General features: G+C 36.1%; 28 protein-coding genes. 3 read left to right on the top strand and 25 right to left on the bottom strand.

All coding sequences use genetic code 11. The features are described from left to right. Window positions 1-136: 136 nt before the first annotated feature. Window positions 137-487: a bacillithiol system redox-active protein YtxJ gene (ytxJ, locus tag AA0017_RS17795; RefSeq protein ID WP_413376646.1), complete on the top strand. Its 351-nt coding sequence runs from the start codon at window positions 137-139 to the stop codon at window positions 485-487. Between the two features lie 131 nt (window positions 488-618). Here ytxJ and AA0017_RS17800 read toward each other — a convergent pair whose 3' ends face one another. The 3 genes from AA0017_RS17800 to AA0017_RS17810 form a co-directional block, all read right to left on the bottom strand. After that, a complete protein-coding gene (locus AA0017_RS17800; protein WP_413376648.1) occupies window positions 619-2,214 on the bottom strand; it encodes a M20/M25/M40 family metallo-hydrolase in 1,596 nt (531 codons plus the stop codon). Between the two features lie 37 nt (window positions 2,215-2,251). Next, a complete protein-coding gene (locus tag AA0017_RS17805) occupies window positions 2,252-3,067 on the bottom strand; it encodes a dimethylarginine dimethylaminohydrolase family protein (protein WP_413376650.1) in 816 nt (271 codons plus the stop codon). A 154-nt stretch (window positions 3,068-3,221) separates the two neighbouring features. Continuing rightward, a complete protein-coding gene (locus AA0017_RS17810; RefSeq protein WP_413376652.1) occupies window positions 3,222-3,533 on the bottom strand; it encodes an iron-sulfur cluster biosynthesis family protein in 312 nt (103 codons plus the stop codon). 263 nt (window positions 3,534-3,796) lie between these two features. Here AA0017_RS17810 and AA0017_RS17815 point away from each other — a divergent pair, with 263 nt between their 5' ends. Continuing rightward, window positions 3,797-4,597, top strand: coding sequence for a nucleotidyltransferase (locus AA0017_RS17815; protein ID WP_413376654.1), 801 nt, complete (start codon window positions 3,797-3,799; stop codon window positions 4,595-4,597). Between the two features lie 74 nt (window positions 4,598-4,671). Here AA0017_RS17815 and AA0017_RS17820 read toward each other — a convergent pair whose 3' ends face one another. The 8 genes from AA0017_RS17820 to AA0017_RS17855 form a co-directional block, all read right to left on the bottom strand. Then, the gene (locus tag AA0017_RS17820; RefSeq protein ID WP_413382691.1) at window positions 4,672-4,812 is read right to left on the bottom strand and encodes a MepB family protein; all 141 of its coding nucleotides are present in this window, start codon (window positions 4,810-4,812) and stop codon (window positions 4,672-4,674) included. Window positions 4,813-5,086: 274 nt separating this feature from the next. Next, window positions 5,087-5,509 (bottom strand): VOC family protein, encoded by a 423-nt coding sequence (locus AA0017_RS17825; RefSeq protein WP_413376656.1) that lies wholly within the window; start codon window positions 5,507-5,509, stop codon window positions 5,087-5,089. A gap of 105 nt (window positions 5,510-5,614) precedes the next feature. Next, the gene (locus AA0017_RS17830) at window positions 5,615-6,325 is read right to left on the bottom strand and encodes an FAD-dependent oxidoreductase (RefSeq protein ID WP_413376658.1); all 711 of its coding nucleotides are present in this window, start codon (window positions 6,323-6,325) and stop codon (window positions 5,615-5,617) included. 429 nt (window positions 6,326-6,754) lie between these two features. Further along, on the bottom strand, window positions 6,755-7,144 hold the full coding sequence (locus AA0017_RS17835) for an SRPBCC family protein (protein ID WP_413376660.1): 390 nt from the start codon (window positions 7,142-7,144) through the stop codon (window positions 6,755-6,757). 3 nt (window positions 7,145-7,147) lie between these two features. After that, window positions 7,148-7,468, bottom strand: coding sequence for an ArsR/SmtB family transcription factor (locus AA0017_RS17840; RefSeq protein WP_413376662.1), 321 nt, complete (start codon window positions 7,466-7,468; stop codon window positions 7,148-7,150). Between the two features lie 257 nt (window positions 7,469-7,725). After that, the gene (locus tag AA0017_RS17845; protein WP_413376664.1) at window positions 7,726-8,295 is read right to left on the bottom strand and encodes a DUF4256 domain-containing protein; all 570 of its coding nucleotides are present in this window, start codon (window positions 8,293-8,295) and stop codon (window positions 7,726-7,728) included. 73 nt (window positions 8,296-8,368) lie between these two features. Next, complete coding sequence (locus AA0017_RS17850; RefSeq protein ID WP_413376667.1) at window positions 8,369-8,971, bottom strand: YdcF family protein; 603 nt, start codon at window positions 8,969-8,971, stop codon at window positions 8,369-8,371. 228 nt (window positions 8,972-9,199) lie between these two features. After that, window positions 9,200-10,144: a nucleoside hydrolase gene (locus tag AA0017_RS17855; RefSeq protein ID WP_413376669.1), complete on the bottom strand. Its 945-nt coding sequence runs from the start codon at window positions 10,142-10,144 to the stop codon at window positions 9,200-9,202. A 532-nt stretch (window positions 10,145-10,676) separates the two neighbouring features. On the opposite strand from AA0017_RS17855, the gene AA0017_RS17860 reads away from it, so the two are divergent. After that, window positions 10,677-10,817 carry a YrzI family small protein gene (locus tag AA0017_RS17860; protein ID WP_413376671.1) on the top strand — a complete coding sequence of 47 codons (141 nt, stop codon included), beginning with the start codon at window positions 10,677-10,679 and terminating at the stop codon, window positions 10,815-10,817. A gap of 70 nt (window positions 10,818-10,887) precedes the next feature. Here the strand turns inward: AA0017_RS17860 and AA0017_RS17865 are convergent, their stop codons facing one another. From AA0017_RS17865 to AA0017_RS17930, 14 genes are all read right to left on the bottom strand, one after another. Beyond that, entirely contained in the window at window positions 10,888-11,235 is a 348-nt protein-coding gene (locus tag AA0017_RS17865) for a hypothetical protein (protein WP_413376673.1), read from the bottom strand. A gap of 150 nt (window positions 11,236-11,385) precedes the next feature. Then, on the bottom strand, window positions 11,386-12,189 hold the full coding sequence (locus tag AA0017_RS17870; RefSeq protein ID WP_413376675.1) for a nucleotidyltransferase domain-containing protein: 804 nt from the start codon (window positions 12,187-12,189) through the stop codon (window positions 11,386-11,388). A 233-nt stretch (window positions 12,190-12,422) separates the two neighbouring features. Beyond that, a complete protein-coding gene (gene mnhG / locus AA0017_RS17875) occupies window positions 12,423-12,770 on the bottom strand; it encodes a monovalent cation/H(+) antiporter subunit G (RefSeq protein WP_413376677.1) in 348 nt (115 codons plus the stop codon). Beyond that, the gene (locus AA0017_RS17880) at window positions 12,757-13,032 is read right to left on the bottom strand and encodes a Na(+)/H(+) antiporter subunit F1 (RefSeq protein ID WP_413376679.1); all 276 of its coding nucleotides are present in this window, start codon (window positions 13,030-13,032) and stop codon (window positions 12,757-12,759) included. Before AA0017_RS17880 ends, mnhG begins: the two co-directional genes overlap by 14 nt. Next, window positions 13,033-13,509, bottom strand: coding sequence for a Na+/H+ antiporter subunit E (locus tag AA0017_RS17885; protein ID WP_413376681.1), 477 nt, complete (start codon window positions 13,507-13,509; stop codon window positions 13,033-13,035). A gap of 5 nt (window positions 13,510-13,514) precedes the next feature. Further along, the gene (locus tag AA0017_RS17890; protein ID WP_413376683.1) at window positions 13,515-14,996 is read right to left on the bottom strand and encodes a Na+/H+ antiporter subunit D; all 1,482 of its coding nucleotides are present in this window, start codon (window positions 14,994-14,996) and stop codon (window positions 13,515-13,517) included. Further along, a complete protein-coding gene (locus AA0017_RS17895) occupies window positions 14,989-15,327 on the bottom strand; it encodes a Na(+)/H(+) antiporter subunit C (RefSeq protein ID WP_413376685.1) in 339 nt (112 codons plus the stop codon). The genes AA0017_RS17890 and AA0017_RS17895 overlap by 8 nt, the downstream gene beginning before the upstream one ends. Further along, window positions 15,327-15,761, bottom strand: coding sequence for a Na(+)/H(+) antiporter subunit B (locus AA0017_RS17900; protein WP_413376687.1), 435 nt, complete (start codon window positions 15,759-15,761; stop codon window positions 15,327-15,329). The genes AA0017_RS17895 and AA0017_RS17900 overlap by 1 nt, the downstream gene beginning before the upstream one ends. Next, window positions 15,758-18,175 (bottom strand): Na+/H+ antiporter subunit A, encoded by a 2,418-nt coding sequence (locus tag AA0017_RS17905; RefSeq protein ID WP_413376689.1) that lies wholly within the window; start codon window positions 18,173-18,175, stop codon window positions 15,758-15,760. The genes AA0017_RS17900 and AA0017_RS17905 overlap by 4 nt, the downstream gene beginning before the upstream one ends. 529 nt (window positions 18,176-18,704) lie before the next feature. After that, a complete protein-coding gene (locus AA0017_RS17910; protein ID WP_413376691.1) occupies window positions 18,705-19,892 on the bottom strand; it encodes a thiolase family protein in 1,188 nt (395 codons plus the stop codon). Between the two features lie 136 nt (window positions 19,893-20,028). Next, on the bottom strand, window positions 20,029-20,865 hold the full coding sequence (locus AA0017_RS17915; RefSeq protein ID WP_413376693.1) for a VOC family protein: 837 nt from the start codon (window positions 20,863-20,865) through the stop codon (window positions 20,029-20,031). Window positions 20,866-20,922: 57 nt separating this feature from the next. After that, window positions 20,923-21,948 (bottom strand): alcohol dehydrogenase catalytic domain-containing protein, encoded by a 1,026-nt coding sequence (locus AA0017_RS17920; protein ID WP_413376695.1) that lies wholly within the window; start codon window positions 21,946-21,948, stop codon window positions 20,923-20,925. 42 nt (window positions 21,949-21,990) lie between these two features. Continuing rightward, window positions 21,991-22,773: an enoyl-CoA hydratase/isomerase family protein gene (locus AA0017_RS17925; protein ID WP_413376697.1), complete on the bottom strand. Its 783-nt coding sequence runs from the start codon at window positions 22,771-22,773 to the stop codon at window positions 21,991-21,993. Between the two features lie 96 nt (window positions 22,774-22,869). Continuing rightward, the gene (locus AA0017_RS17930; protein ID WP_413376699.1) at window positions 22,870-24,054 is read right to left on the bottom strand and encodes a CaiB/BaiF CoA transferase family protein; all 1,185 of its coding nucleotides are present in this window, start codon (window positions 24,052-24,054) and stop codon (window positions 22,870-22,872) included. Between the last annotated feature and the right edge of the window lie 4 nt (window positions 24,055-24,058).

Genomic DNA, 24,058 nt, shown 5'->3' on the forward strand with positions numbered 1-24,058 from the left:
TGTTATGCATTGATATACCAAAAAGTCGGATAATCAGTGTTTATTAATCATGCAAAAAAAGATGCAGCCCTTTCTTAACTGAAAGAAATGGTCGCATCCTAAGTCATTTACTAATACCAAATACGGAGGCACTAACGTGAATAAAATTCAAGAAATCCAAACCCTTAAACAGTGGGAAGAAATATATATGAAGTCATCAGAAAGGATAGCTATTATTTTAAAATACAATGAGCATTGCGTCATCTGCCAGCGTGCCTACAGTGAATTCGAAAAATTCTATAGTCAATATGATAAAGACAGTGTGGATGTATATATCATAGATGTTGTACGCTCTAAACCAGTTTCTAAACAAGTTGCTAATGATTTAGAAGTAACTCATCAATCTCCACAATTAATCATTATGAAAGATTTCGATTCAGTTTGGTGTGATAACCATAAGAGTATAGAACTTAAAAATATCCAAAATGGTTCAAGAAAAATATCGTAAAACTCTCTGTACCTGCGTTTTAGTAGGGTTACATTTAGGAGTAATAAACATACAGAGAGTATTTTTTTCTAGATGTACTGCTTTTTTAAGTCTTCAAAGTTCTGACATGTAAAGTGTATACATGATAAAGGTCATTCAAATACTTTTTTTAGTAGTTCCTCTAATAAATCAGGCAATATTTGAAATGAAAAATCCAACTCCAATCGTTCTGTTTTTTGATGCGGATCACATCCATACCCACCTATATTCATAACGGGAAAATCAAATGTTTTAATCGTCTCGAATGGAATATCATATCCATTTCCAAACAAAGGCATATTATTCGTTAAAGGTTCCACTTTATCATGACTTAAAGAAACATAACTTAAATCACTCAGTCCTTGAAAAAAACAACGATTTTCTAACGTGATTTGATGGTTCTCTTTCGCATAAGTTTTAACAAACATGGATAAATCTTTTACTAATTGATTATTTCTCGAGGAAACAGCTGGATAAAATGGAGGACTAAAATACAGAATGATCATAGGAGATTCCGAATCTATAATATCACTTAATGTATGCACAATGTGTAAACTTACTTCTCTTTCATCTCGTTCTGCCTGTTCCTCGAGTATTTGAGTAATTAAACCGTTCACTTTGTCTATTCCTATTTTATTAGATACTTTTTTATATAATTCTTCCCAAGTAAATACTTGCACCTTAAATGGAATGGTTTGTAGCCCTACTTTATCGGCCCTTTGTTTGTATAAAGTCATAATCTGTTCGGCAATGTTATTTGTTTTTTTGAGGAGTTTATTGGTAATAGAAGCAAGAGACTCTTCCATATACAAAAGATTAAACATGCTAACTGATGAAACGGGGGTTTGAACATTATAATGTTGCTTTAAATCTCGCATCATTAAATTAGTGAGAACTGGTGTTTTCTCTCCTTCTACTTCTTCTTGAAAATCAGCAGCCAATTCTAGTTCATTTGTTAAAATGGAACACATAAAAGTAGAGTTTAAACCCGCAAAAGGTTCCCCTACATGCGTTTCTTTTCCTCTAAAATAAAAAGAAGGCATTAATTTTCCGATTGTACCTGTATATAAGTATTTATTTTGATCGTAGGGGTTTTCCTTAAAAGAAGATTCTGTATTTAAACATAGGACATATTCTAAATCATGTGTTTCTTTTAACTGTTTTATTTCTTCTACAGCATGCAACATCCCTTTGGACCCTACTTCTTCATCAGATACCGTAATGAGCAGAATATTTCCATCCCATTCCCCTAAAGTGGCTTTTTCTAAAATACCCATTCCAACGACAAGACCTGCTTTCATATCCATCGTTCCGCGCCCAAAAACCCAATCCCCGTCCTGCATTTCTTTTTGAGCGTGAGAAGATAAAAGCTTTCGATTAATCCGATAAAATTCCGTCATTTTTGATAGATTAAAGGCTATATCCTGTTGCGAACCAAAGTCATCTACTCCTACAACGTCAAAATGACTGATTAAAATAATCGTTTTTTTCTGATCCTTTCTTTTCGATAATGCGGAAAAATAAGAACTATTATCGTTAAAGTGACAACTTTTCATGAAGTCTGGATGTTTTTGAAAAAAATCAAGTTTCATACACTCTTTATATAGAAAATCTGTTACCACCTTTTCTTCATTAGTCCGAGAAATGCTAGGAATAGAAACTAATTTTTCTAATAATGCTAGACGCTTTTCTTTTGTTTGCCAGTGCATGGTTTTTCCCCCTTATAAAAAAACGATACATGACTGTTCACCTTCGAATAATCGGAAAGGTGCAACAACGAAACGCTCCACCTGATTTAATAATTTCTGATAAATCATGCTCCATCACAGTAAATCCACGCCTTTTCAAAAGAGTATTTATTCTTTCTTGATTGAATAGAGTGATAATTTTTCTGTTTCCGATCGACAATACATTGCTTGCCATCTTTTCTTGTTCATCTTTTGTAATCAAAATGAGATTGAATTTTTGCTTCATCCTCAAAAAGGACTCTTGATCTATTCCATCTTTATATATGAGAGCTGTTTGTTCGTCAATAATGTTAAATACACAATCCAAATGCAAAATTCCTTCTGTTAACTGTATGACGTCGACCTGTTTGCTTGGAAATTTCTGTTTTATTTCTTTCACAGCATCCATTGTTGTCCGGTTATTTATGCCAATGAAAATTGTATTTTGGTGAACGAGAACATCCCCACCTTCAATTTCATGTTGAAATTCATAATAATCAAGTTTTTGCTTGTTAAGCATTTGAATTAAAAAGTCTGTTTCTTTTTTCCTAATATGTACTTTTAGATTTGACACACATAATTGTTTATCAACTACAAAGCCTAAATCCCTAGTAAACACTTGTTCATTTAACTCTTTATGGTTGTGCAAATACAGAACCTCTACCCCTTCATTTTTTAATGTTTTGACAAACGCACGATGTTGTTTCAAAGCAGCGGTTGTATCGATGTTTTCTTTTGCATACTTTTTTTGTACTTCATTAATAATTTCCGTAATTCTCATATATTGAGGTTCGGACACAATCACTTTTTCTAACACACCGTATTCGTTTTCCATAACGCACCACCTTTAGTGTTTATTTAATTATATATACCCTATGTAATAAAGGAATTAAATGCGTCACTTTTTATAACATTCAATATCTCACGAAGAAGCCTGTGTACATTCCACAAGTTTCATTACCAATCGCCATGTGCACATGATTAAAGAATTATTTTTCGATCCGCAATGAATATCCATAGATTTGGTTTTTACTTTTAACTACAAATCCATTTGGTTGATAATCAATGATCAGGTTCTCTTCTAAAAACCTTAAATTCGATCGCTCTGTATAAACAGGTATACCATTTGTTAATATTTTTAGATGACTATCTGGTATCGATGTTATCTTTTTCAAGCGGATAACCCCATCAAGGGGCGTACAACATCCACCTAACTCATAATATAAACACATATAACTTGTACTAGATTCGAAGTGTTTTAACAGTTCTTTTTTTGCTTGTTCGGTAAAGTGAATTTCCATTGTTCTCACCTTTCGTCTTTCGTAAATTTAACCAATTATATTCAATCTCATATTACCATGAAGTAGGTCTATTTAGTGTGGACTTTACTTGAGTAGCCTCCCATCTTTTGTTGAATTGAAAATGACCACTCTTTATGATTATATGTTATATTCATACTGACTAAATAGCGAAAGGAGCATTCTCTATATGTGTTGCTCATGCTGTCCTGTAGTTGATAAGTCCCTTATGTAAACAGAAAATAATTAAATAAGGGGCTGGAAATATGTTAATCCAAAATAAAATCATTCAAAGTGTTACAAAAAAATGTACTCAAGATAAATCAATTGCTGCGTGTATGATGTATGGCTCTTTTATAAAAGGTGAAGGGGACCAGTATTCTGATGTAGAGTTTTATATATTCATAGCAGACGATAAGGTCGAAAAATTCAGCTCAAGACCTTGGATTTCTGCACTCTCCCCTGTCGACTTACTTTTTTACAATGAGTATGGCACAGAGGTAGCCATCTTTTCTACTCTGATTCGTGGAGAGTTTCACTTTCTTCCTCTATCCGAAATAGGAATTATTAAAAGTTTTAAACCAACTGGTGTTTTTCCAAATACGGAGTCTATGTATATTTACGACTCGACAGGACAATTGAGGCCTTTACTTGATGCTCTAAGTGGTGCTGGACCAGACCGATTGACTGATGAGAATGTAAACTTTGCCTTTAATAATTTCGTAAATGCTTGGTTGATGGGTGTGAATGTATTGGAGAGAGGGGAATCAGCACGTTCTCTAGAAGTTTTAACGCACGTACAAAAGTTCTTATTACAATTACTCAGAGTGAAAGAACAAACAGTTGAACGTTGGTTAAACAGTACAAAAAATTTAGAAAAAGACTTAAGCAGTGAGTCTTACCGTGACTATGTGTCAATCACCTCAACATTAAATGAAAATGAGCTGAAAATTGCCTATAAAAATGCCTTAACATTGGCGGAAAAACTCAATAAAATATTAGCTACTTACTATAAAATAGAAGTAAATCAACATTTAATAAGTAAGCTAAACCGGCATTTCACGTAATCAAAGCAAAAAGGGGCGCCTCAAAAGGTCATGAAAATGACCTTTGAGGGATTAGCTCTTTTTAATTTCGTTAATTATAAAAAATACAATTTCTTTAATTTTTCAACTTCGAAGTTATTTGATAAATCAATAAAATATTCTACTTGCCATTTTTGAGTTCTAGCAGCATTTGTATTCAATTCAGTTATCCAACTCGGATAAACTCTAAGAGCCATTTTCCCCTTTTGCTCCACTATTTTGGACTTCTCGTTTTAGAACAAAGTTATCTATACTTCCAACCTTGTTCATAATATCTCTGAACAAACTTTCCGATTTCATTTTAACTCCTCTCTCCTACACATCCATCATTTATAATGTAGTGACCAGATAACATTAAAAAGGAAGAGTGCACAAAAAGGCTGGATTTACTATATATCCAGCCTGAAATTATATTAAATTTAATTGATCGATTGATTAAACTTTTACTACTTGTACAGCAAAGTATAAAAGTTATTCTTCCACTGTGGAAATCTGCCAAGTTATGCCGAATTTATCTTTTACTTGTCCATATGAAGGACTCCACGGAGTTTCTTGAAGTGGCATCACTACTTCGCCACCGACCTCAAGTTTACCAAATACTTCTTTTGATTTTTCTACATCACTTAAGGTAATCGCTACGTCCACTTGTGCTCCAGTTTCATATGGTTGACCAGGGAATGTATCAGATAGCATTAGGAATGTATTGCCAACTTTTAATTGGGCATGAATGACACGGTCTTTTGCTTCATCAGGTAGGGTAAATTCTGGGTTGTCAGGCAATTCTCCGTAAGTTTGAACTCCTAGAACTTCTGCCTCCAATGCATTTTCATAAAATTTCACAGCCTCTTTCCCGTTACCATCCATTTTTAAATACGCATAAACTCCTAAAATCATAAACGACACCTCTTTTTTCATTTTTTAAAAACAAGAACGTACATTCGTATTATACCGCATATAGTATCTGTTTGAAAACGAAAATAAATATAATTATCCTTTTTTTTAATTAATTCCCCAAAAGGCATCCTTCTTAATATTCCGTTTTGAGATATTATTATTTTTTAAATGAGTAGTAACTGAGTCTACCATTGACTTCGAGCCTGCAATAAAATAGTTACCATCATTCTTATATGTGGTAATAAACTTATCTATTTCTTGATATAACTCATCCCTTGATTCAAGATAAGATACATCTATTGAGTTATTATGGACAGTTTCATCAAGTTCATCCTTATATATATATGATTTTGCACTATCTAAATAGAGAATTTTTACTCGTTTGTCGCCCCCGTTCTCTTCTGCCTCTAATTGTTTTACAATGGCTCGAAATGGTGTAATGCCAATGCCACCTGCAATTAAGAGTGAGTGACTGTTGTCTTTCAAATAAAAGGATCCTACAGGGCCACTCATATTAACTTTCATCCCTTTTTCTAATTCTAACAAAGCCGCTTTAAAATCACTTGGCTTATCGCTAATGCCTGTTGTAATTTTTACAACATCCTCTGTTGGAACAGAGGCAACACTAAATGGTCGTGTACCATTTTTTATCTTTTTATGAGTAATTGAAAACAAACCATGTTGACCGGCTTTCCAAGTTAAATCTTTTTCCTTTTCAAATAAAAAGGTATAAACATCTTCTGATTCTTTATATCTTTCTAAAAATAACAGCTCATTTTTTTTGAATATTGATAATGTATCTTTAAGAAAACTCATTTCATTATCTCCTTTTCTATTGGCACTTGGACAAAACGAAAGTGTTTAACCGAGAATGCGAACAAAACACAACATTAGCAGAGGAAATAGACGTAGACTCCCGCAGGAATAAACCGTGGAGCGAGACCCCACAGGTGTACCGAGGAGGCTCGCCAGGTTCTCGGCAAGGACGCGGAGTATGGTTTTGGGAGCGACAGCCGAAGAGCTTCATTTTAGTGAACAGATTCCTTCAACAGCCTACGAAGAGATGTGTTCAAACTGTCAACGATTGAACCGTTCATGTAAAGTCAATTTGAGTATTGTATCGCCCTAAAATCAATCTCTATCAACGGTTAAGAGTGAATCATACGCTGCGAAAGTTGAGTTATTAGTAAAAACTCTTTTGTCCCAGCCTTGCTTTTTTCCAAACAAAAGATCCAAGACTCAACCTTACACGTCCTCTAACATTTTTTTAAGTTCATCGACCATACTTGACCAGCCATATTTCGCACCGTTGAACGCTTGATTTTCTTTTTCGAATCCTGAATGTTCAAGATGTAAGTGGGTTGTTTCACCCTCTTGTTGTAATGTCCATGTAACGATAGTGTTTATCGGTCCACCTACCCATGTGTAAGATAATTTATAAGGCTTGTCCACTACCAATACCTCACTATCAACAACTAAACCTATTTCCTCATTACGAAACTGACATTTGTATCCTACGATTGGTCTAAAATTATTTTCCATTATCCATTGGGCCAGTGTATCCGAATGGGTTAAAGCATCCCATACCTTATCGATCGGACTCTTGAATTGAAAATCTAATGATAAATCTGCCATTATCTATTCCTCCAATATATTCTTTAATAATATCGCTCTTTCATTCCAAAACTTCTCATAAAAGGCTAACCAATCCTTCACTTCTTGTAAGGGAGCTGCATTTAATCGATACCTTGTTTCTCTACCTATTTTACGGTTCATTACTAAATCAGCTTTTTTAAGAATAGCCAAATGTTTAGAAACGGCCGTACGTCCTATTTGAAAATGAGGAGTCAGTTCATAAAGGGGTACCTCATCTGAATCAGCCAACAATCGTATTAACTTACGTCTTGTCGGATCGGCAATGGCTACATAAACGTCACGCTCTTGGTAAGCAGTATTCATAGTCCTCCCACCTCTTTTATAAATTGGACACCATTAAGTGTCATGATTATATGACACTTAATGGTGTCTAGTCAATTAGTTTTTACATAATAACATTAGTATTATTTTCTTGAAGTAGATTCATCCTTTAATTTGCAAAGTAATTGAATCCATACGGTTTCGGCATTTCCAACAACAAACAATAGACTGGACCTATTGATAAGATCCAGCCTGATTTTATATTGAATTGAATTAAAATGAAGCTAACTTTAAAAAGCTTAAACCTTTAACGAACCACGAAACCCTCTGGATGCATAGTAAGAGGACGCTCCGTTGTGATACACGAAGACGTGGCCGAAACGATAATCGCAAAAAAGGGCACCGCCAAGTTCTCTAATATCAGAAGGTGTTCGTACCCAGCTCGACGTTTTCACATCAAAATTTTCAAGTTTCTGCAATTCTTGATATTGTTCTGCTGTTAAAAGTTCGATACCCATTGCAGTTGCCATATCAATAGCGTTATTTTCTGGTTTATGATTTTTCCTAGACTCCAATCCTTCAAGGTCATAGCAAACACTTCTACGCCCTTTAGGACTTTCCTTTGAACAATCATAAAAGATATATTCGTCTGACTCCTGATCATAACCAACGACATCTGGTTCACCGCCAGTTCTCTCCATTTCATTGAGCGACCACAGCTTTTGGGGATTCGCTTCCAATTTTTCTTGGAGTTTCCCCCATTCAAGACCTTTATGCCGATTCAGGTTTTTCTCAAAACGGCCTTTTAACACTTTGAATAATTCTTCACACTGTTCTTGTGATAATTCGACTTTATTACTCTTTGTCATGTTAATATCCTCACTTTCATTTTTTCATCAGGTCAATATTCCAATCATTATCCTCGCAGATACTCTCGTTACCTTATCTAAAAAACATACTTAAAATATAACCAATATAGAAAAAAACCTCACGTGCTAAGAATGGAATTTTACTCTTTAAAGTTGTATAGGCCGAAGTTTGCGTAGGCGCTGAGTACGCTTCCATTCCAATGTCATTAGCCATTAACATCGCTCTTTTCATATGTAGGGGATCACTAACAATCGTAAAGGTATCGAATCCGTGTTCATTAGAAAGACTAAAAGCATTTTGAAGATTTTCTTCTGTAATTGTAGATACATCTTCTACTAATATATCGTCCGGCTTGACCCCTTTTATAATTGCATACTCCCTTGCAATCTCTGATTCCGTATAATCATCGCCCTCACCTTTCCCTCCAGTAAAGATAATCTTTTCCACGTAATCATTTTCGTAAAGCCAAATCGAATGATTAATCCTTTCACGAAAAACAGGTGATGGCTCATTCTCCCAGACAGCAGCCCCTAATACAACAGCCACATCTGTCTCGACTAACTGATTTTCTTCACCGAATGCCCAAATAGTTATAGCAGTATGAACGATGAATATTACCAAGATAGCTATAATTGTTAAAGCAGCAACTATTCTAGTCTGATATTTCTGTATCATATAGGTTTACCACTACCGCCCTAATGTTTTTTTACTTATTTGATCATTTTACCATAATTCACCTAATGATTTTCTACTAAACCTTACCTTATATAAAATGCCGATCGAATAAAGGTCCCAATTGCTTTTACTCAATAAAAAACTCTAGATAATTAATCTAGAGCAAAAACATTCCAACTTTATTCGAAACCTCCTATCTTATTACCTTCAAATAAAAATTGAGCAATTTCATTTGAATGATTCCCCTGTCATCACACTCATAAAGTGATTAAAGAATTTATGATAATCAAAATCCAAAGCGATCCGATGCCTTTTTGATTCATCTAATTGTACTTGAGGACGAAAATCAGCGATGCTCTGGCCCCTATGGATCTCATCAGATTCCGTTACAATGTGTACAAGTGAAGTAGTATAAGTAAACATCTCTTCGTGAAGCGGGGCCATGAGAGTAAGTGCGTCATGAACCGGACTTCCCTCTATTTGTGGGTTTCGGCTTTTATAAAAAGCATAATAATAATCTAATAAAGGTTTGACAATTTTTACTTGTCCTTTGTAATCGATATAGTCCACCATTTCTGGTGTGACAATTGCCCTATTCGTAACATTTAAAGGGATGATAGTAAGATTATGAGCATATGTTAAGACAATTCGAACCGCAATAGGGTCTCCATAGAAGTTAGCTTCTGAAACAGCCGTTACATTTCCTGGAACTAAAAAAGCTCCCCCCATAATATAAAAAGCTTTCACTTTACTCATCAGCGTATTATATAGAATAAACAGATTTGCTAAGGAGGTAAGCCTTCCCACATTAACAATGATTAAATCATCCTGATAAGTTTCAACAATCTTAACAATTTCATAAAAGTTTTCAATGACACCCTCAAACGTTCCAGGTACGATTGGCCCCATACCATACTCTCCATGAATCTCTGGATAAAAGATGGGCGTTTCACCCGTCATTGGAATTTCCGCTCCTCCTAGGATCGGTACATCAGTAGGAATATTCATTACATCATACAAATAATGAACATTCGCAACAGCATCTTCCCTTGAAACATTCCCATAATCTGCAACAATCCCAACTACATCAATGTCATCATTTAAATGAGCATAGATCAGTGCAATAATATCATCAATCCCTATGTCACCCAAAAAAAGGACTTTCAACCCCATTGTCACACCCACTTTTTTACAGTAATATGTAATGACCTTATTTTAGGTGCATGCTCTTTAAATAGTTAAATAACCCAATCTTTTGCTATCCACAAAAAACTATTTACTTTATTCAGAAAATTAGTTACAATAATGTAAGTTGTTAAATTAATCCAAGGAGGTAGATGAACATGTTGAAATTACAATCTAAGAAAACTTACAACATAACTTTATATAATCATCGTTACCTGTCTTGGAATCCAAAGCATTGATCTAGTAAGGCTCATTTTAGTCTATCCAACCACAGGGGCGATCTCTGTGGTTTTTTATATTGGCGAAAACCACAGATCCCCTGTGGTTTTTTTTATTGATTCCCCAGCTAAAGTTGGGTTTTCATATATAGGTTATTTCGTTTCAATTCAAGCAAACAGTCAAAACTAAAAAAAGGGGGGATAATACATGTTTTTTATTCATGTTGATATTGTTTTATTAGACTGGTACGCACTGGTGAAAGGATTTACCTGAAAGAGTATGCTAAAGGAGGTCCAATCGTATGACGTTTCATTTTCTCGTATTTACCATTACGATTAAAAAGCGGTCTTATACGGAAGAAGAGCTTCAACAGCTCATCAGACAAGAGAAAATCAATCAAGAAATCTCTGACCGTTTATCAAAGATCGATTTTTATCGTTAATTAAATTAATTTTAAAACGGGTGCAGGCGTAATGCCTGTACCCGTTGTTTATCATCTTATAATGTTCCTATTAATTAAAAAGAAGAAGAACTGAATATACACCCAATATAAATATATAAATAACCCCAACAGTCCTTAACTGCAAATCAACAATGATTTTAGTCACACTTCTTTCTTGATTAAATTGATTCATACTTTTAGCTATATTAACATGTAACATCAAAACACCTATTGAAAATAAAATGGCTGAAACGAGTGGTGATAATAAGATCATCGCTAAAGGTGGTAATTCAATAAATAAGTAAATTGGATAGAATAACCAATACGGATACGTAAATCCAAGTATTACAAGCAACCCAATTAATAGAAAAACTTCTTTTTTTAAAGCCTTTAAGTAGAAAGGAAAAGAAAAGCTCACTGTCATCTACTCCTTAATGTCATATATATTCATCATAAACTAACTGAGATATTATTTATAGCCAATAGCTAGGCCGTCTTCTGTCACTATACCCCTCATTTATTCCATAAAAAAGAGCAATACGATTGTTCAAGTATTGCTCTCACTATATTAAGGTGAAATATTGGCTTCTTCGGTAAAGTTAGCACTTGCCCACTCACCCTCACGCTTAAACAGCTCATATACAGTCTCGCGGTCTGTTGGTGGTTCATCTATCCACTTTAGCAGGGTACGAATAATAGGTTCTTTATTTGGATAGTGATGTATAACGACTTCAGCTTGCTCGTGGAGTCGTGTCGACCAAATTTGAGAACGTACCATCACCATTGAATAATAGGTTCGAATGAGCTTTCGACAGAAGCCTTGTGAAAATGTCTTAAAGTCTTTGTTAGCAGCTGTTTCTAACCTATTTAACGTCCGAGTAAGAGCCGCATAAATATCTCCATTGAAGCGGATAGCTATCTCTGATGTAAGTTTATACGGTCCAAATCTTTCTCCTAAATCCTCTCCGTACACACAAACACAGAGTTCCTTAAGAAATGCATTTTCATAATAATTTGAGGGATCAATTGTATAATCGTAATAGGCAACAGCTATCCCAACATCACGAACAAGAGCACCGTACTTTTGAGACAGCTCTCTAGCAAGTTCCCTCAATTCATCTAACTTATCCGACCCAAGTTCACTATCAAACAAAGCGATCAGGTCTAAATCCGATTTAAGAGCAATCGCTTCACCTCTAGGTACGCTACCATACACATAAACACTGTGCAGTTGTTGCTGAAACACCTTTCTAAGACTCTCGACAGATTCCATGATACAAGGCATATAGACATTATTAATTTTATCTTTACTTACATCGCTCACAATAAATCCATCAGCATCTAGACCATACCCAGCTCTCAAAGTCGCCATTTCAATCTCCTCCCTCTTCACTAATTCCTGCATTTCCCTCATTATATCAATAAAAATGTTGAGGTTCTAGAATAGTAAAGGTTGTCGGCTTCCAGATTCTGCATCACTCGAGAAACTTTCTTTAGGCTAAAGCATTCAACAAAAATTGAACGGCCTTATCCCGTTTAGAAATCGAGATAAGGCCGTTCGTATATTGTTTATTTAATAAGATTATATTCAAGTTTACTTGCCTTTTATTGTCCTTTTTGATGCATTTTCTTTAGGTCATCTTGAACGCTTTTCTCCCATAATGGAACACCCGCATGATAGGCTGAACGTCCCATCATTAACCCTGCTACTGGTGCAGTCATGAAGACGAATAAAATAGTCAAGAGAATCTTGCCAACATATTCTCCATGCCCTAACAAGAAAAATAAAAAGGTACCTAGCATAATCGACATGACACCAAGTGTTGCACTTTTAGATGCCGCGTGAATTCGGCTGTATACATCTTGTAAGCGAATAATACCAACAGCAGCTAGAAGGCTAAATAGAGCACCGATAATAACAAAAATACTGACGAGGATCTCAACCGCGGTCAATAATAACACCTCTTTCAATGAACTTAGACATCGCTACTGTTCCAATAAACGCTAAGATACTAATAACAAGAATAACCTCTGTATAAGCTAGCGTTTCTTGTAGAAGCATAATCACACCAATAAAGCCAATTAACGTAATTCCAAATGTATCTAGGGCTACAATTCGATCAGACGTAGTTGGTCCAATAATCGTACGTATCAGGCAAATAAATAAAGAGAGTGACATTATGATGAGAACGCCAAACAGGATCGTTTCAAACATCTACCGAGTCACCTCCATAATGGCACGTTCAAAAGAATCATGAATATCACGAACCATTTGTTCTTTATTAGGAATATCTAAAGCATGAACATAAATATACTTGCCATCTTTAGAGAAATCCATTGATAAAGTACCCGGGGTAAGGGAAATTAACGCTGCAAGTAACGAAACTTCCCAGTCATTTGTTAATTTAGTCGGTACCGCGACAATCCCAGGTTGATTGTCTAATTTAGGCTTTAAAACGACGCGTACAACATCTATATTTGCTTTGATAAGCTCGACGATAAATAAAACAGCTAGTTTAATGATCGCCCATACCCGACGCATATAAAAGTCAAATTTCATAAAGCGACGTAAGAAAAACAAGATAAAAATCCCGATAACGTAACCAACTAAAAAATCGACGCCTGTGTAGCTATGTTGAAAGTTCACCCAAGCAAATGCAATTAAAAGATTTAATAAGATTTGAAAAGCCATAGCAACTACTCCTTAAGAACAGAATCGATATAAATTGTCGGATCTAACAATTGTTCGGCAACCTGAAGTGAATATTGAAAAATGGGTTCTGCCAATAAACCTAATCCAATTGTCAAAGCAACAAGTGGAATAATAGGGATTAAAAGTTTTCCAATTTTCATTTGTGCTTGTTCTTCTGAATGTTTTTGCTCTCCCCAAAATGCATACATAAAGATTTTCATCATTGAAAACAACGTAAGTAAACCGACAACTAATGCAACAGTCGCAATCAGGTAGTTTTCTTCTAAAAATGCCGCTAAGATTAATGCAAATTTACTAAAGAAACCACTTAATGGTGGAATTCCTGCTAATGAGATAGCTGAGATAAAGAATAGCCACGCTAGTACTGGATGTGTTTTTAATAAACCGCCCATTTTTTTTAAATCGGTCGTACCAGTTATTTTTTGGGTAGCACCAGCGAATAAAAATAACGCAGCCTTCACGATAATATGGTGGGCTATATAATAAATGGCTCCGGCAATCGCGAGTGGTGTAAAAATACCTAAGCCCATAACCATGTAACCTACCTGACTAATGATGTGGTAAGACAAGATTCGTTTGAAGTCAAATTGAGAAACAGCTCCTAATACCCCAAAGAACATAGTAAGACCGGCTAAGATTAAAATAAGGGTGTGGGTAAAGTTAGGATCATGGGTGAAAACGAGAGTGAAAGTACGCATGATCGCATATATCCCAACCTTTGTTAAGAGTGCTCCAAATAGTGCTGCAATGGCTGCTGGTGGGCCATAATAAGAACGAGGTAGCCAAAAGTATAATGGGAATAACCCACCTTTCATCGCGAATACAACTAAAAAGATAACCGCGATAACATTTAACACACCGACTTGCTCTAGCCCTTCGATTTTAACTGCTAAATCGGCAAGGTTTAACGTTCCAGTTACTGAATAAATATAAGCTACCCCAACTAGGAATAAAATCGAAGCAAATACATTCATGACAACATATTTGAATGACTCTCGTAACTGATATTTAGTACCTCCAATGACGATTAAGATATAAGAGGCAATTAACATTACCTCAAAGAATACGAATAGGTTAAATAAGTCACCTGTTAAAAAGGCACCATTCACGCCTGCTAATAAGAAAAAATAAAATGGATAAAAATAAGCTTTTTCCCTCTTGGTTGCAAGTGTTTGGAAAGCAAAGAATAAACAAACTAAACCAACAATACTAGACAATACCACCATCATTGTAGCAAACATATCAGCTACAATGACAATTCCAAATGGCGCTTGCCAATTTCCTAGCTCTAGTACAGCAATTCCTTCCCGATAGACATGTATAGCAAGAAAGATTGATACGAGGAACATACTTATCGCAGTTAACCCACTAATAAAGCGTTGAATTCTGATCTTCTTTGCAAATAAAATTAAAATAGCTCCGATTAAAAACGGGATTAAAATAGGTAATAAGATTAAATTACTCATCTGCAGAACCCCTTAACTGGTCCAAATCATCTGTTTTATGCTCTTTATATGTGCGGTAAGCCAACACAAGTAAGAATGAAGTGACCCCAAAACTAATTACGATTGCTGTTAAAATTAATGCTTGAGGCAATGGGTCTGTATAAGACTCTGCATCAAGACTTAATAACGGTGGTGCTCCTGATTGTAATCCAGCCATTGTTAACAAAAGTAAATGTGCCCCGTGTGAAAGTAACATTAACGAAATGACTACTTTTAGTAAACTTTTTGATAGAAGCAAATAGGTTCCTACCATAAAGAGGACACCAACTGTGATGGACATTAGTATTTCCATTACGCATCATCCTCCGCAATTGCTAATATGATGGTGAGTGCAATGCTAACAACAACTAAATAAATCCCAAGATCAAACGGAAGGGCCGTTGTTAGCTCTGTTTCGCCAAGAATAGGTAGTTGAAAATATTCAAAGTACTGAGTTAAATAAGCATCACCACTGAACACACCTATAAACCCTGTAAGAATTGTTATTATTAATCCGATACCAATTACGGCTTCAAAGTTAATTTTTAATGTCTTTTTAATGCTTTTAATATCAAATACTAAATACATAAGTAATAATGCACTAGCTGTCATTAATCCACCGATAAAGCCTCCACCGGGGCTATTGTGTCCCGCTAAAAAGAGATATACAGAGAAGATTAGGATAATAAAAACAACGACACGAGTGATAGTCTGTAGCATAACATCATTTGTCTTTATATTTTTCACACATCTTCCCTCCCACTCATACGTAATTTAATTAACACAACAATTCCTAGTGCTGCAATACCTAATACTAACGCTTCAAGCATCGTATCAAGTCCACGGAAATCAACTAAAACAACGTTAACCATATTGTATCCACCTGCTAAAGTTTTAGAATTCTCAATATAATACTGAGAAATAGACTCAATCCCAGCCTCGTTTCCTAATGCTAGAGCACTAAACGCAATTGTCGTAACAAGAATACCGACAGCCGCTGAAATGATAAGATTCACAATATTAAATCTTGGTTTAGATTTTATTTTCCTCAATTCAGGCAAGTGGTAAAACACAATCATAAATAAAACAACCGTTACCGTTTCAATTAATAGTTGTGTTAATGCAAGGTCAGGAGCTCTAAAGACAACAAACACAAGGGCTAATAAGAACCCAATGACACCAACAACAATAACAATAGCCATTCTATTATGAATAAATGGCACACTTAAAGTCGCAAGAATCATGATTCCAAAGATAAACCACATATAAGGGTGAATAAATGAAACATTTGTCATATCGATAGAAAACGCGTCATAGCGAACCATTGTATAAGTAAATAGCAGAATCATAAAGATGAGCATATATGCAAAGTAATCACGTAATAATCCGGTCATTTGTACACGAGTTACAGCTTGCGAACCTTTGATGACACCATCAAAGCCTTTATCATAATACCAGTTAAGCGGATCGCGTTCAGATAAATAGAACTTTGTGTTTGCCCATCTTTTCATTAACATAAATAGGATGATTCCTACAACTACAACACCGATTGTCATAAATAATTCTGTGTTAAATCCGTGCCACATATAAATATCAACATAGAATGTTTCTCCAGGTTCAAGTAACATTGGTAATACTGAACGCATAGCCGGTTCGATAAGTGTGTAAGAAAGAATATTCGGAAATAAACCAAACACGACGACGAGTGACGCTAAAATAATAGGACTGATTAACATGCCAATTGGTGCTTCGTGAACTTTCACTTTAAAGTTCTCAGGCTTAAATTCTCCTAAAAATGTCTTACTGAACATAATTAAGCAATACAAGAATGTAAAGATACTTGCAACCCAAGCTACAATTGGCAAGATGATACTAAAAGTCTCCATATTAAATGCACCAATTTCTTGAGCACGTAATAAGGCTGTAAAGAACATTTCCTTACTTAAGAAACCGTTAAATGGAGGAAGACCCGCCATTGAAGCTAGTCCAATTAATGAAACGGTAAACGTTATTGGCATAATCGTCATTAATCCACCGAGTTTTCGAATATCACGAGAACCAGTTTCATGATCAATGATACCTACGGCCATAAACAAGCTGCCTTTAAATGTAGCGTGATTAATTAAATGAAAGATTGCTACCATAATTGGAAACGCAAAGTAAGCAGGTTCAGGGGTATCAGCATAATAAATAGCCGCTGACCCAACACCTAATAAACTCATAATCAACCCGAGCTGGCTAACCGTTGAAAATGCTAAAATACTCTTTAAGTCTTTTTGACGTACTGCAGATACAGAACCCCAAATTAAAGTCAGTAAACCAAATCCGGTTAATAGCCAGAACCATTCTGATGCCCCACCAAAAATAGGGGTTAAACGTGCTACTAAATATATACCTGCCTTAACCATTGTTGCTGAGTGTAAATATGCACTAACAGGAGTTGGGGCTTCCATTGCATCTGGTAACCAGATATGGAATGGAAATTGAGCTGACTTTGTAAATGCCCCCAGTAAAATCAATAGCATTGCAGGTAAGAAAAGAGAACTAGATACTACTAAATCTACACTAGCAATAATTTCACGAATGCTAAATGTTCCGGTCATTACATATAAAAGAGAGAACCCAGCAAGCATTGCGAAGCCACCAAACACTGTAATCAACATGGATTTTAATGCTCCATAAGTCGATTTCTCCCGAGTAAACCAATAACTAATAAGGAGTGATGAAGCTAAGCTTGTTAATTCCCAAAAAATATAAAGAACGATTAAATTATCTGAGATAACAACTCCTAACATCGCTCCCATAAACATGAGCAGATAGACATAGAAGTTATTAAGCTTTTCAGTACTCTTTGATAAGTAGAATATTGAATAAAGGACTACAAGAGAGCCAATCCCAGAAATCAATAAAAGGAAAAGTAAACTCAAACCATCAATATAAACCGTGAAATTAACTCCTAAAGACGGTACCCACTGTACGGTGTGTTCGACCACTTTACCGTTGGATGTAACTGAAAGATATTGCAAGAAATAACCAAACAATACAAGTGGCAGTATTAATACAAACCAACCTGTATGAATTTTTTTTGCGTACCTAAAAAGAAAAGGGACTATTATCGCGAATAAGAACGGCGAAATTGTAGCCCAATGCAATACAGTCAAACGACATACCTCCTTAAATCCTAATCTTTAAAAAGCTTTAAGATATTTGTTCATACATATGTTAGTCAGAGCATTTATTAAGAACTAAATAGGATTATAACGCAAATTAAACCACCATGCACCAAAGTTAGTCTTGCCTTCTCTTACTTTTAATTTCCTATATTAAATATGAAGAAAGGGGGTAAATTAGCAAAAAAAAAATTTTTATTCTTGCCAAAGAAAAAGGATATTTTTCTTAAAAGACTGCTGATGTATGTAGAGAGGATAAAAACTGACAGGAACCCATTAATTAAGAACGAAATCGAATGATATTTAAAAATAACACTAGAGTCTCAAATTTATTATGATCTAGAAAATGAAATTTATTCCTCTGGTAAAACAAGGTGTACATGTTCATTTGCTCAAATGTACCCTTAACGAAAAAGGTATGTTACAGGAAAGCATCACAATAGAAATATATTTCCACCCAAAAACAAAAGCAGATATACAATGGTATCTGCTTTTAACAATGGGAATTTAATTGTTAATTTTACGTTAGATTTTCTATTAATATGGCCATTCCCTGACCACCTCCTGCACATAGCGATGCAATACCGTATCGTCCACCTCTGCGTTGTAGCTCATACATGAGCGTTACGACAATTCTTGCCCCGGACGCCCCTACAGGATGACCCAGTGCAATCGCACCACCATTCACATTTAATTTTGCCGGGTCAATTGAAAGCTCTTTTTGAACGGCTAAAGCTTGTGCAGCAAATGCTTCATTAATTTCAAATAAATCGATATCCTCAATAGATAAGTTTGTTCTTTCCAATAACTTTTGAATGGCCGGGATCGGACCAACCCCCATGATTTCTGGGGGGACCCCTACAGATGTCCAATCGACAATCGCTGTCTTCGGTTGTAAACCAAGATTCATTGCATTTGATTCAGACATTAATAAAACAGCAGCTGCTCCATCATTTCGCCCACAAGAATTCCCTGCTGTCACTGTCCCACCTTGCTTAAATGCGGGCTTCAAACTTTGAAGTTTTTCCAATGTTGTCTCGGCTCGTGGATGTTCATCGGTATCAAAGATATGGCTTCCTTTTTTCATTTTTATTTCAACAGGAACAATTTCCTCTTTAAATTTACCTGTATTAATAGCTTCCGAAGCTCTTTTTTGACTAGTAAGAGCAAATTCATCCTGTTCTTGACGGGAAATATGAAATTTAGTGGCAACATTTTCTGCAGTCATGCCCATTCCCATTTCTTCACCATAGATCTCTTTCGGCTGATGACCTGCTTCTTTATTTGAATCAACAAGATACGTCTGGTCTCCGCCGAATCTCGCACCACGTAAATAGATTGGTGTTTGACTCATACTCTCCGTTCCTCCAGCAATAATAATTTCTGCCTGTTGAGATTGTATTTGTTGGACACCCGATGCAATAGCCTGAATTCCTGAAGCACATAATCTATTAACGGTAAATGCTGGCGACTCTACTGGAATTCCAGCTCGAATAGCCGCTACACGTGCAACATTCGATGACTCTGTCGATTGTCGTACTTCACCCAAGATTACTTCATCAATTTTATCTGCAGAAATATGAGTTTTTGATATTAGATTTTCAATGACATGTGAGGCCAAATACCCTGAGTTAACGTCTTTTAAACTTCCTCCATATCGCCCAATTGCTGTACGAATACCTTCTACCATTACCACTCTTTCACTCACTGCTCTATTCCCCCTTTAATAAACTCGCGATACATAACCATAACAGACACCATTCCTCTTTCTATCTAAGACCGTTAGACTCTAGCGAGATCAAGGCTTGAACAATATTGACTGTTCAAGCCTCTTGTGTAAATATTTAATCCTCGCGTATATGTTGAAGTTCAAGTACATTTCCATCTGGATCGTAGAGGAAAATTTGATACCAACCTTCAATCGACCACTCTCCCATATCTGAGAAAGCTACATTGTGCTCTACTAATCTCTTCTTTACAGCCTCGATGTCATCCACTCGGAAAGCTACATGTCCCGTTAGAAGAGGGTTGACATAATGTTTTGTTTTATGGCCATTTAATAGGTCCCTTGTAGCGATATGAACTTGATTTCCGTTCTCGTCTACTAAAAACCTTGTTTCCCCATCATACTGATTTAAAATTCTTCCCCCACTCATTTCCGTGCTCTCAGTCATACCTAATATATCCCTGTAAAAAAAGGTCATTTCTTCCACATGATTTGTACTGAAATTCCTGTGGTGCAGTTGAATATCCATTTTATGATCTTCTGGCTCTGCATCAACTTGTTGAACTTCAAGGCAATTACCGTCTGGGTCATATAAAAAGATTTGATACCAACCTTTAATCGACCATTCTCCAAAATCTGAATAAGGGACATTATGTTTATCTAATCTTGTTTTTAATTCTTCAATGTTGTCTGTACGAAAGGCTAAATGACCTGTTAGAAGCGGATTGACATAATGTCCTGTTTTAAAACCATTAAATAGATCCCTCGTCGCAATATGAACTTGATAATCTCCCCCTGCTAATAAAAATCGGGTATCACCACCATAGCCTTGATCCGTAATTCTCTCCCCACGTATTTCCATACTTTCTTTTAAACCTAATACATTTTTATAAAAAGAGGACATTTCTTCTACATTATTTGTACTAAAATTATAATGATGTAATGTAACTTTCATTTGATCACTCCTAAATTTATTAATATAAAAGCTATAATTATACGAATCTGATATGAATTACGGTCTTAATAATACCTTTACCCCTTCTCCATTTAAAGCAACCTTAAAAGCTTCTTCAAAATCTTCTAATGAAAATTGGTGAGTGATGGAAGGAGCAACATTTAATTTATTTTCAAGTAAAAGTTGTTCCATTAAATCCCATGTGCTCCACATCTCGCGGCCACTAATTCCTCGCAAAGTGATTTCTTTTGTTGCCAAACTTGATAAATCAGTTGCTACCTCTCCTGGGAACAGCCCAACCATCACAGCTGTTCCACCCTTTTTCAGATATGGAAACGCTTCGTTAAAGGCACGAGCACTTCCTGTCGTTTCTATTATCACATCAACTTTGTTATTCCCACTAAATAAAGTTGATATTGGCGTCTCAACTGGGTTAAAGACTTTAAAGTCACCACATTGAGAAGCAACATCTAATCTCGTTTTTCTTAAATCACTGATATAGACTGATTCAGCTTCTAAAGCTTGGCTTGCACATGCTGAGTACAGACCAATTGGACCTGCCCCTAGAACCACAACCCTTTTCCCCTTTACATCACCTACTTGAGCAGCATGTACTCCTACTCCTAAAGGTTCAAGAATCGCTCCAATTTCTTCTGGGATCGAATCAGGGATTTTACGCAGACACACTTCTGGCACAACGGCCCATTCGGCAAAACAACCATCAGTATGAAGACCAAAATATGTTAAATTCTCACAAATATGTTGGTTATCATTTAAACATAATTCACACTCGCCACATGGTATATGAGTTTCTACACTTACTCGGTCTCCAACAACAAGAGATGTAACACCTAACCCAAGTTCAACAACCTCTCCAGTACATTCATGTCCTGCTATACCAGGAACTTTAATACCAACACCTGCCGCCCAATCATTCCACTGGTAAATATGAAGATCCGATCCACATATGGCCGATAGCTTGATACGAATTAATACTTCTCCACGATTAGGCTTCGGTATTTCAGATTGACGATATGTAAGGCCTTGTCCTGCACGCTCTTTAATAAGAGATTTCATTGTCATAGAATCACCCTTTCTTTTCAAAAATAACTAAACAGCTATAGACTATCTACCTGAAAATACAGGGGACCTTTTTTCTACAAAAGCTCGGATGCCTTCATATCTATCTTCCGTAGTCAAACAACGACTGTAGTAAACATCCTCCTGCTTTCTTGCTTCTTTATCAGACATTCCATGTAAATCGTTAATCGACGATTTACAGTTTTGAACAGCAATCGGTGCATTTTTTGCCATACGTTCAGCAAGCTCAATAGCTTTACTTTGTAATACGGCTGAATCTGTTAACTCATTTAATAACCCTACCCGGTTAGCCTCTTCAGCTGTAACGCGTTTTCCGGTAAAAAGCCACTCTTTTGCAATATGCGTAGCAACCCTACGTTGCAACAAGCGTGAACCTCCTCCCCCCGGCATAATTCCTCGAGTTACCTCCGGAAGACCAAAGACCGCATTTTCTGAAGCGAGAATCATATCACAATTAAGGGCTAATTCGAATCCACCCGCTAGTGCAAATCCGTCTACTACAGAAATAATCGGCTGTGGTAAATCGGCAATTGAATTAAACATCTTCACAAAAATTTCATGATGACGATGAAATTCCTCTTCAGATATTCCATTTCTTTCTTTAAGGTCAGCTCCCGAACAAAATGCTTTAGAATCCGACGAAGTTAGCAACACAACGCGAACATCACTATTAGAAATTTCCTTACAGATGTCAATGATCTTTATTCCCATTTCAGTATTAAATGCATTACGGGCTTCAGGTCGATCTAATACGATTTTTCCTATTGTATTATTTTCACCTATTCTTTCCCACCTTGCATAAGCCATCTCATCACTTCCCCTGTTTTATTCATCATCATTCAAGAATGCCTACAAATACAATCCTATAATCAGACAACCTATCCGAATCATTTCATCTAGTTTTTACACTACTTGGTCGGCTTTCAGTTTCGCTATTTCCTTCTCTGTATAACCTATTTGTGACAGCACCTCATCAGTATGTTCCCCAAGCAATGGCGGGTATTGTCTTACCTGACCTGGTGTATCGGAAAATTTGACTGGAAAACCCGGCATTTTTAAATTTTTAATCTGTGGATGTTCCACATCGATTATCATTTCTCTTTCAATAATTTGAGGATGGTTGAGCACTTGATCAATCGTATGAATTGGACCGCACGGAACCCCAGCCTTTTCTGTTTTTTCAAATACCTCCTCACTTTCCATCAAAACAAACCTGCTCATCAGGATTGGAATTAGCTCCTCTCGATTGGTAACCCTGTTTTGGTTTGTTTGAAAACGTTCATTTTCCAATAAATCCAACCAACCCATAGCCTTACAGAATTTCGCCCATAATCGATCGTTACCAACGGCCAGCACAATATTTGAATCTTTTGTTTGAAATGCTTGGTAGGGAACAAGCGTAGGATGACCCGAACCCATTCTTCCCGCTGGTTTTCCAGTTGCTAAATATCCGGTGGCCATGTGATTTAGCAGCATAACTTGACCATCTAACAAACTAACATCCAAGAACTGCCCTTTACCTGTCTTTAGCCTTGAAAAAAGAGCACTTTGTATCCCGTAGGCTGCAAACATCCCTGTTGTTAAATCTACAATCGACATCCCTGCCTTTACGGGTGCTCGATCCGGCTCACCGGTAATACTCATTAACCCCCCAAAACCTTGCAATAATAAATCATAACCTGCTCGATCCTTTTCAGGACCTGTCCGACCAAAACCAGATATGGAGCAGTAAATTAAACTTGGATTGATTTTTTTTAATTCTTCATACCCATAACCCATTTTATCGAGAGTTCCCGTTCGGAAATTTTCCACTAATACATCCGCCTCTTTGACGAGCTTATAAATAATTTCCTTCCCTTCTTCACTCTTTAAATCCACCGTTATACTTTTTTTATTTCTATTTGCAGTAAGGTAATAACAACTTTCTCCATCCCATGAAGGTGGAGTAAACTTCCTCGCCTCATCCCCTGTTCCAGGTTGTTCCACTTTAATAACATCTGCTCCTACATCACCTAATAACATCGTACAGAAGGGGCCAGCAAGGGTTCTTGATAAATCAAGGATTTTGATACCTTCTAATGGCAGCATTTAT

This window comes from Alkalihalobacillus phoenicis, assembly GCF_047302405.1.
GTDB lineage: Bacteria > Bacillota > Bacilli > Bacillales > Bacillaceae_D > Alkalihalobacillus.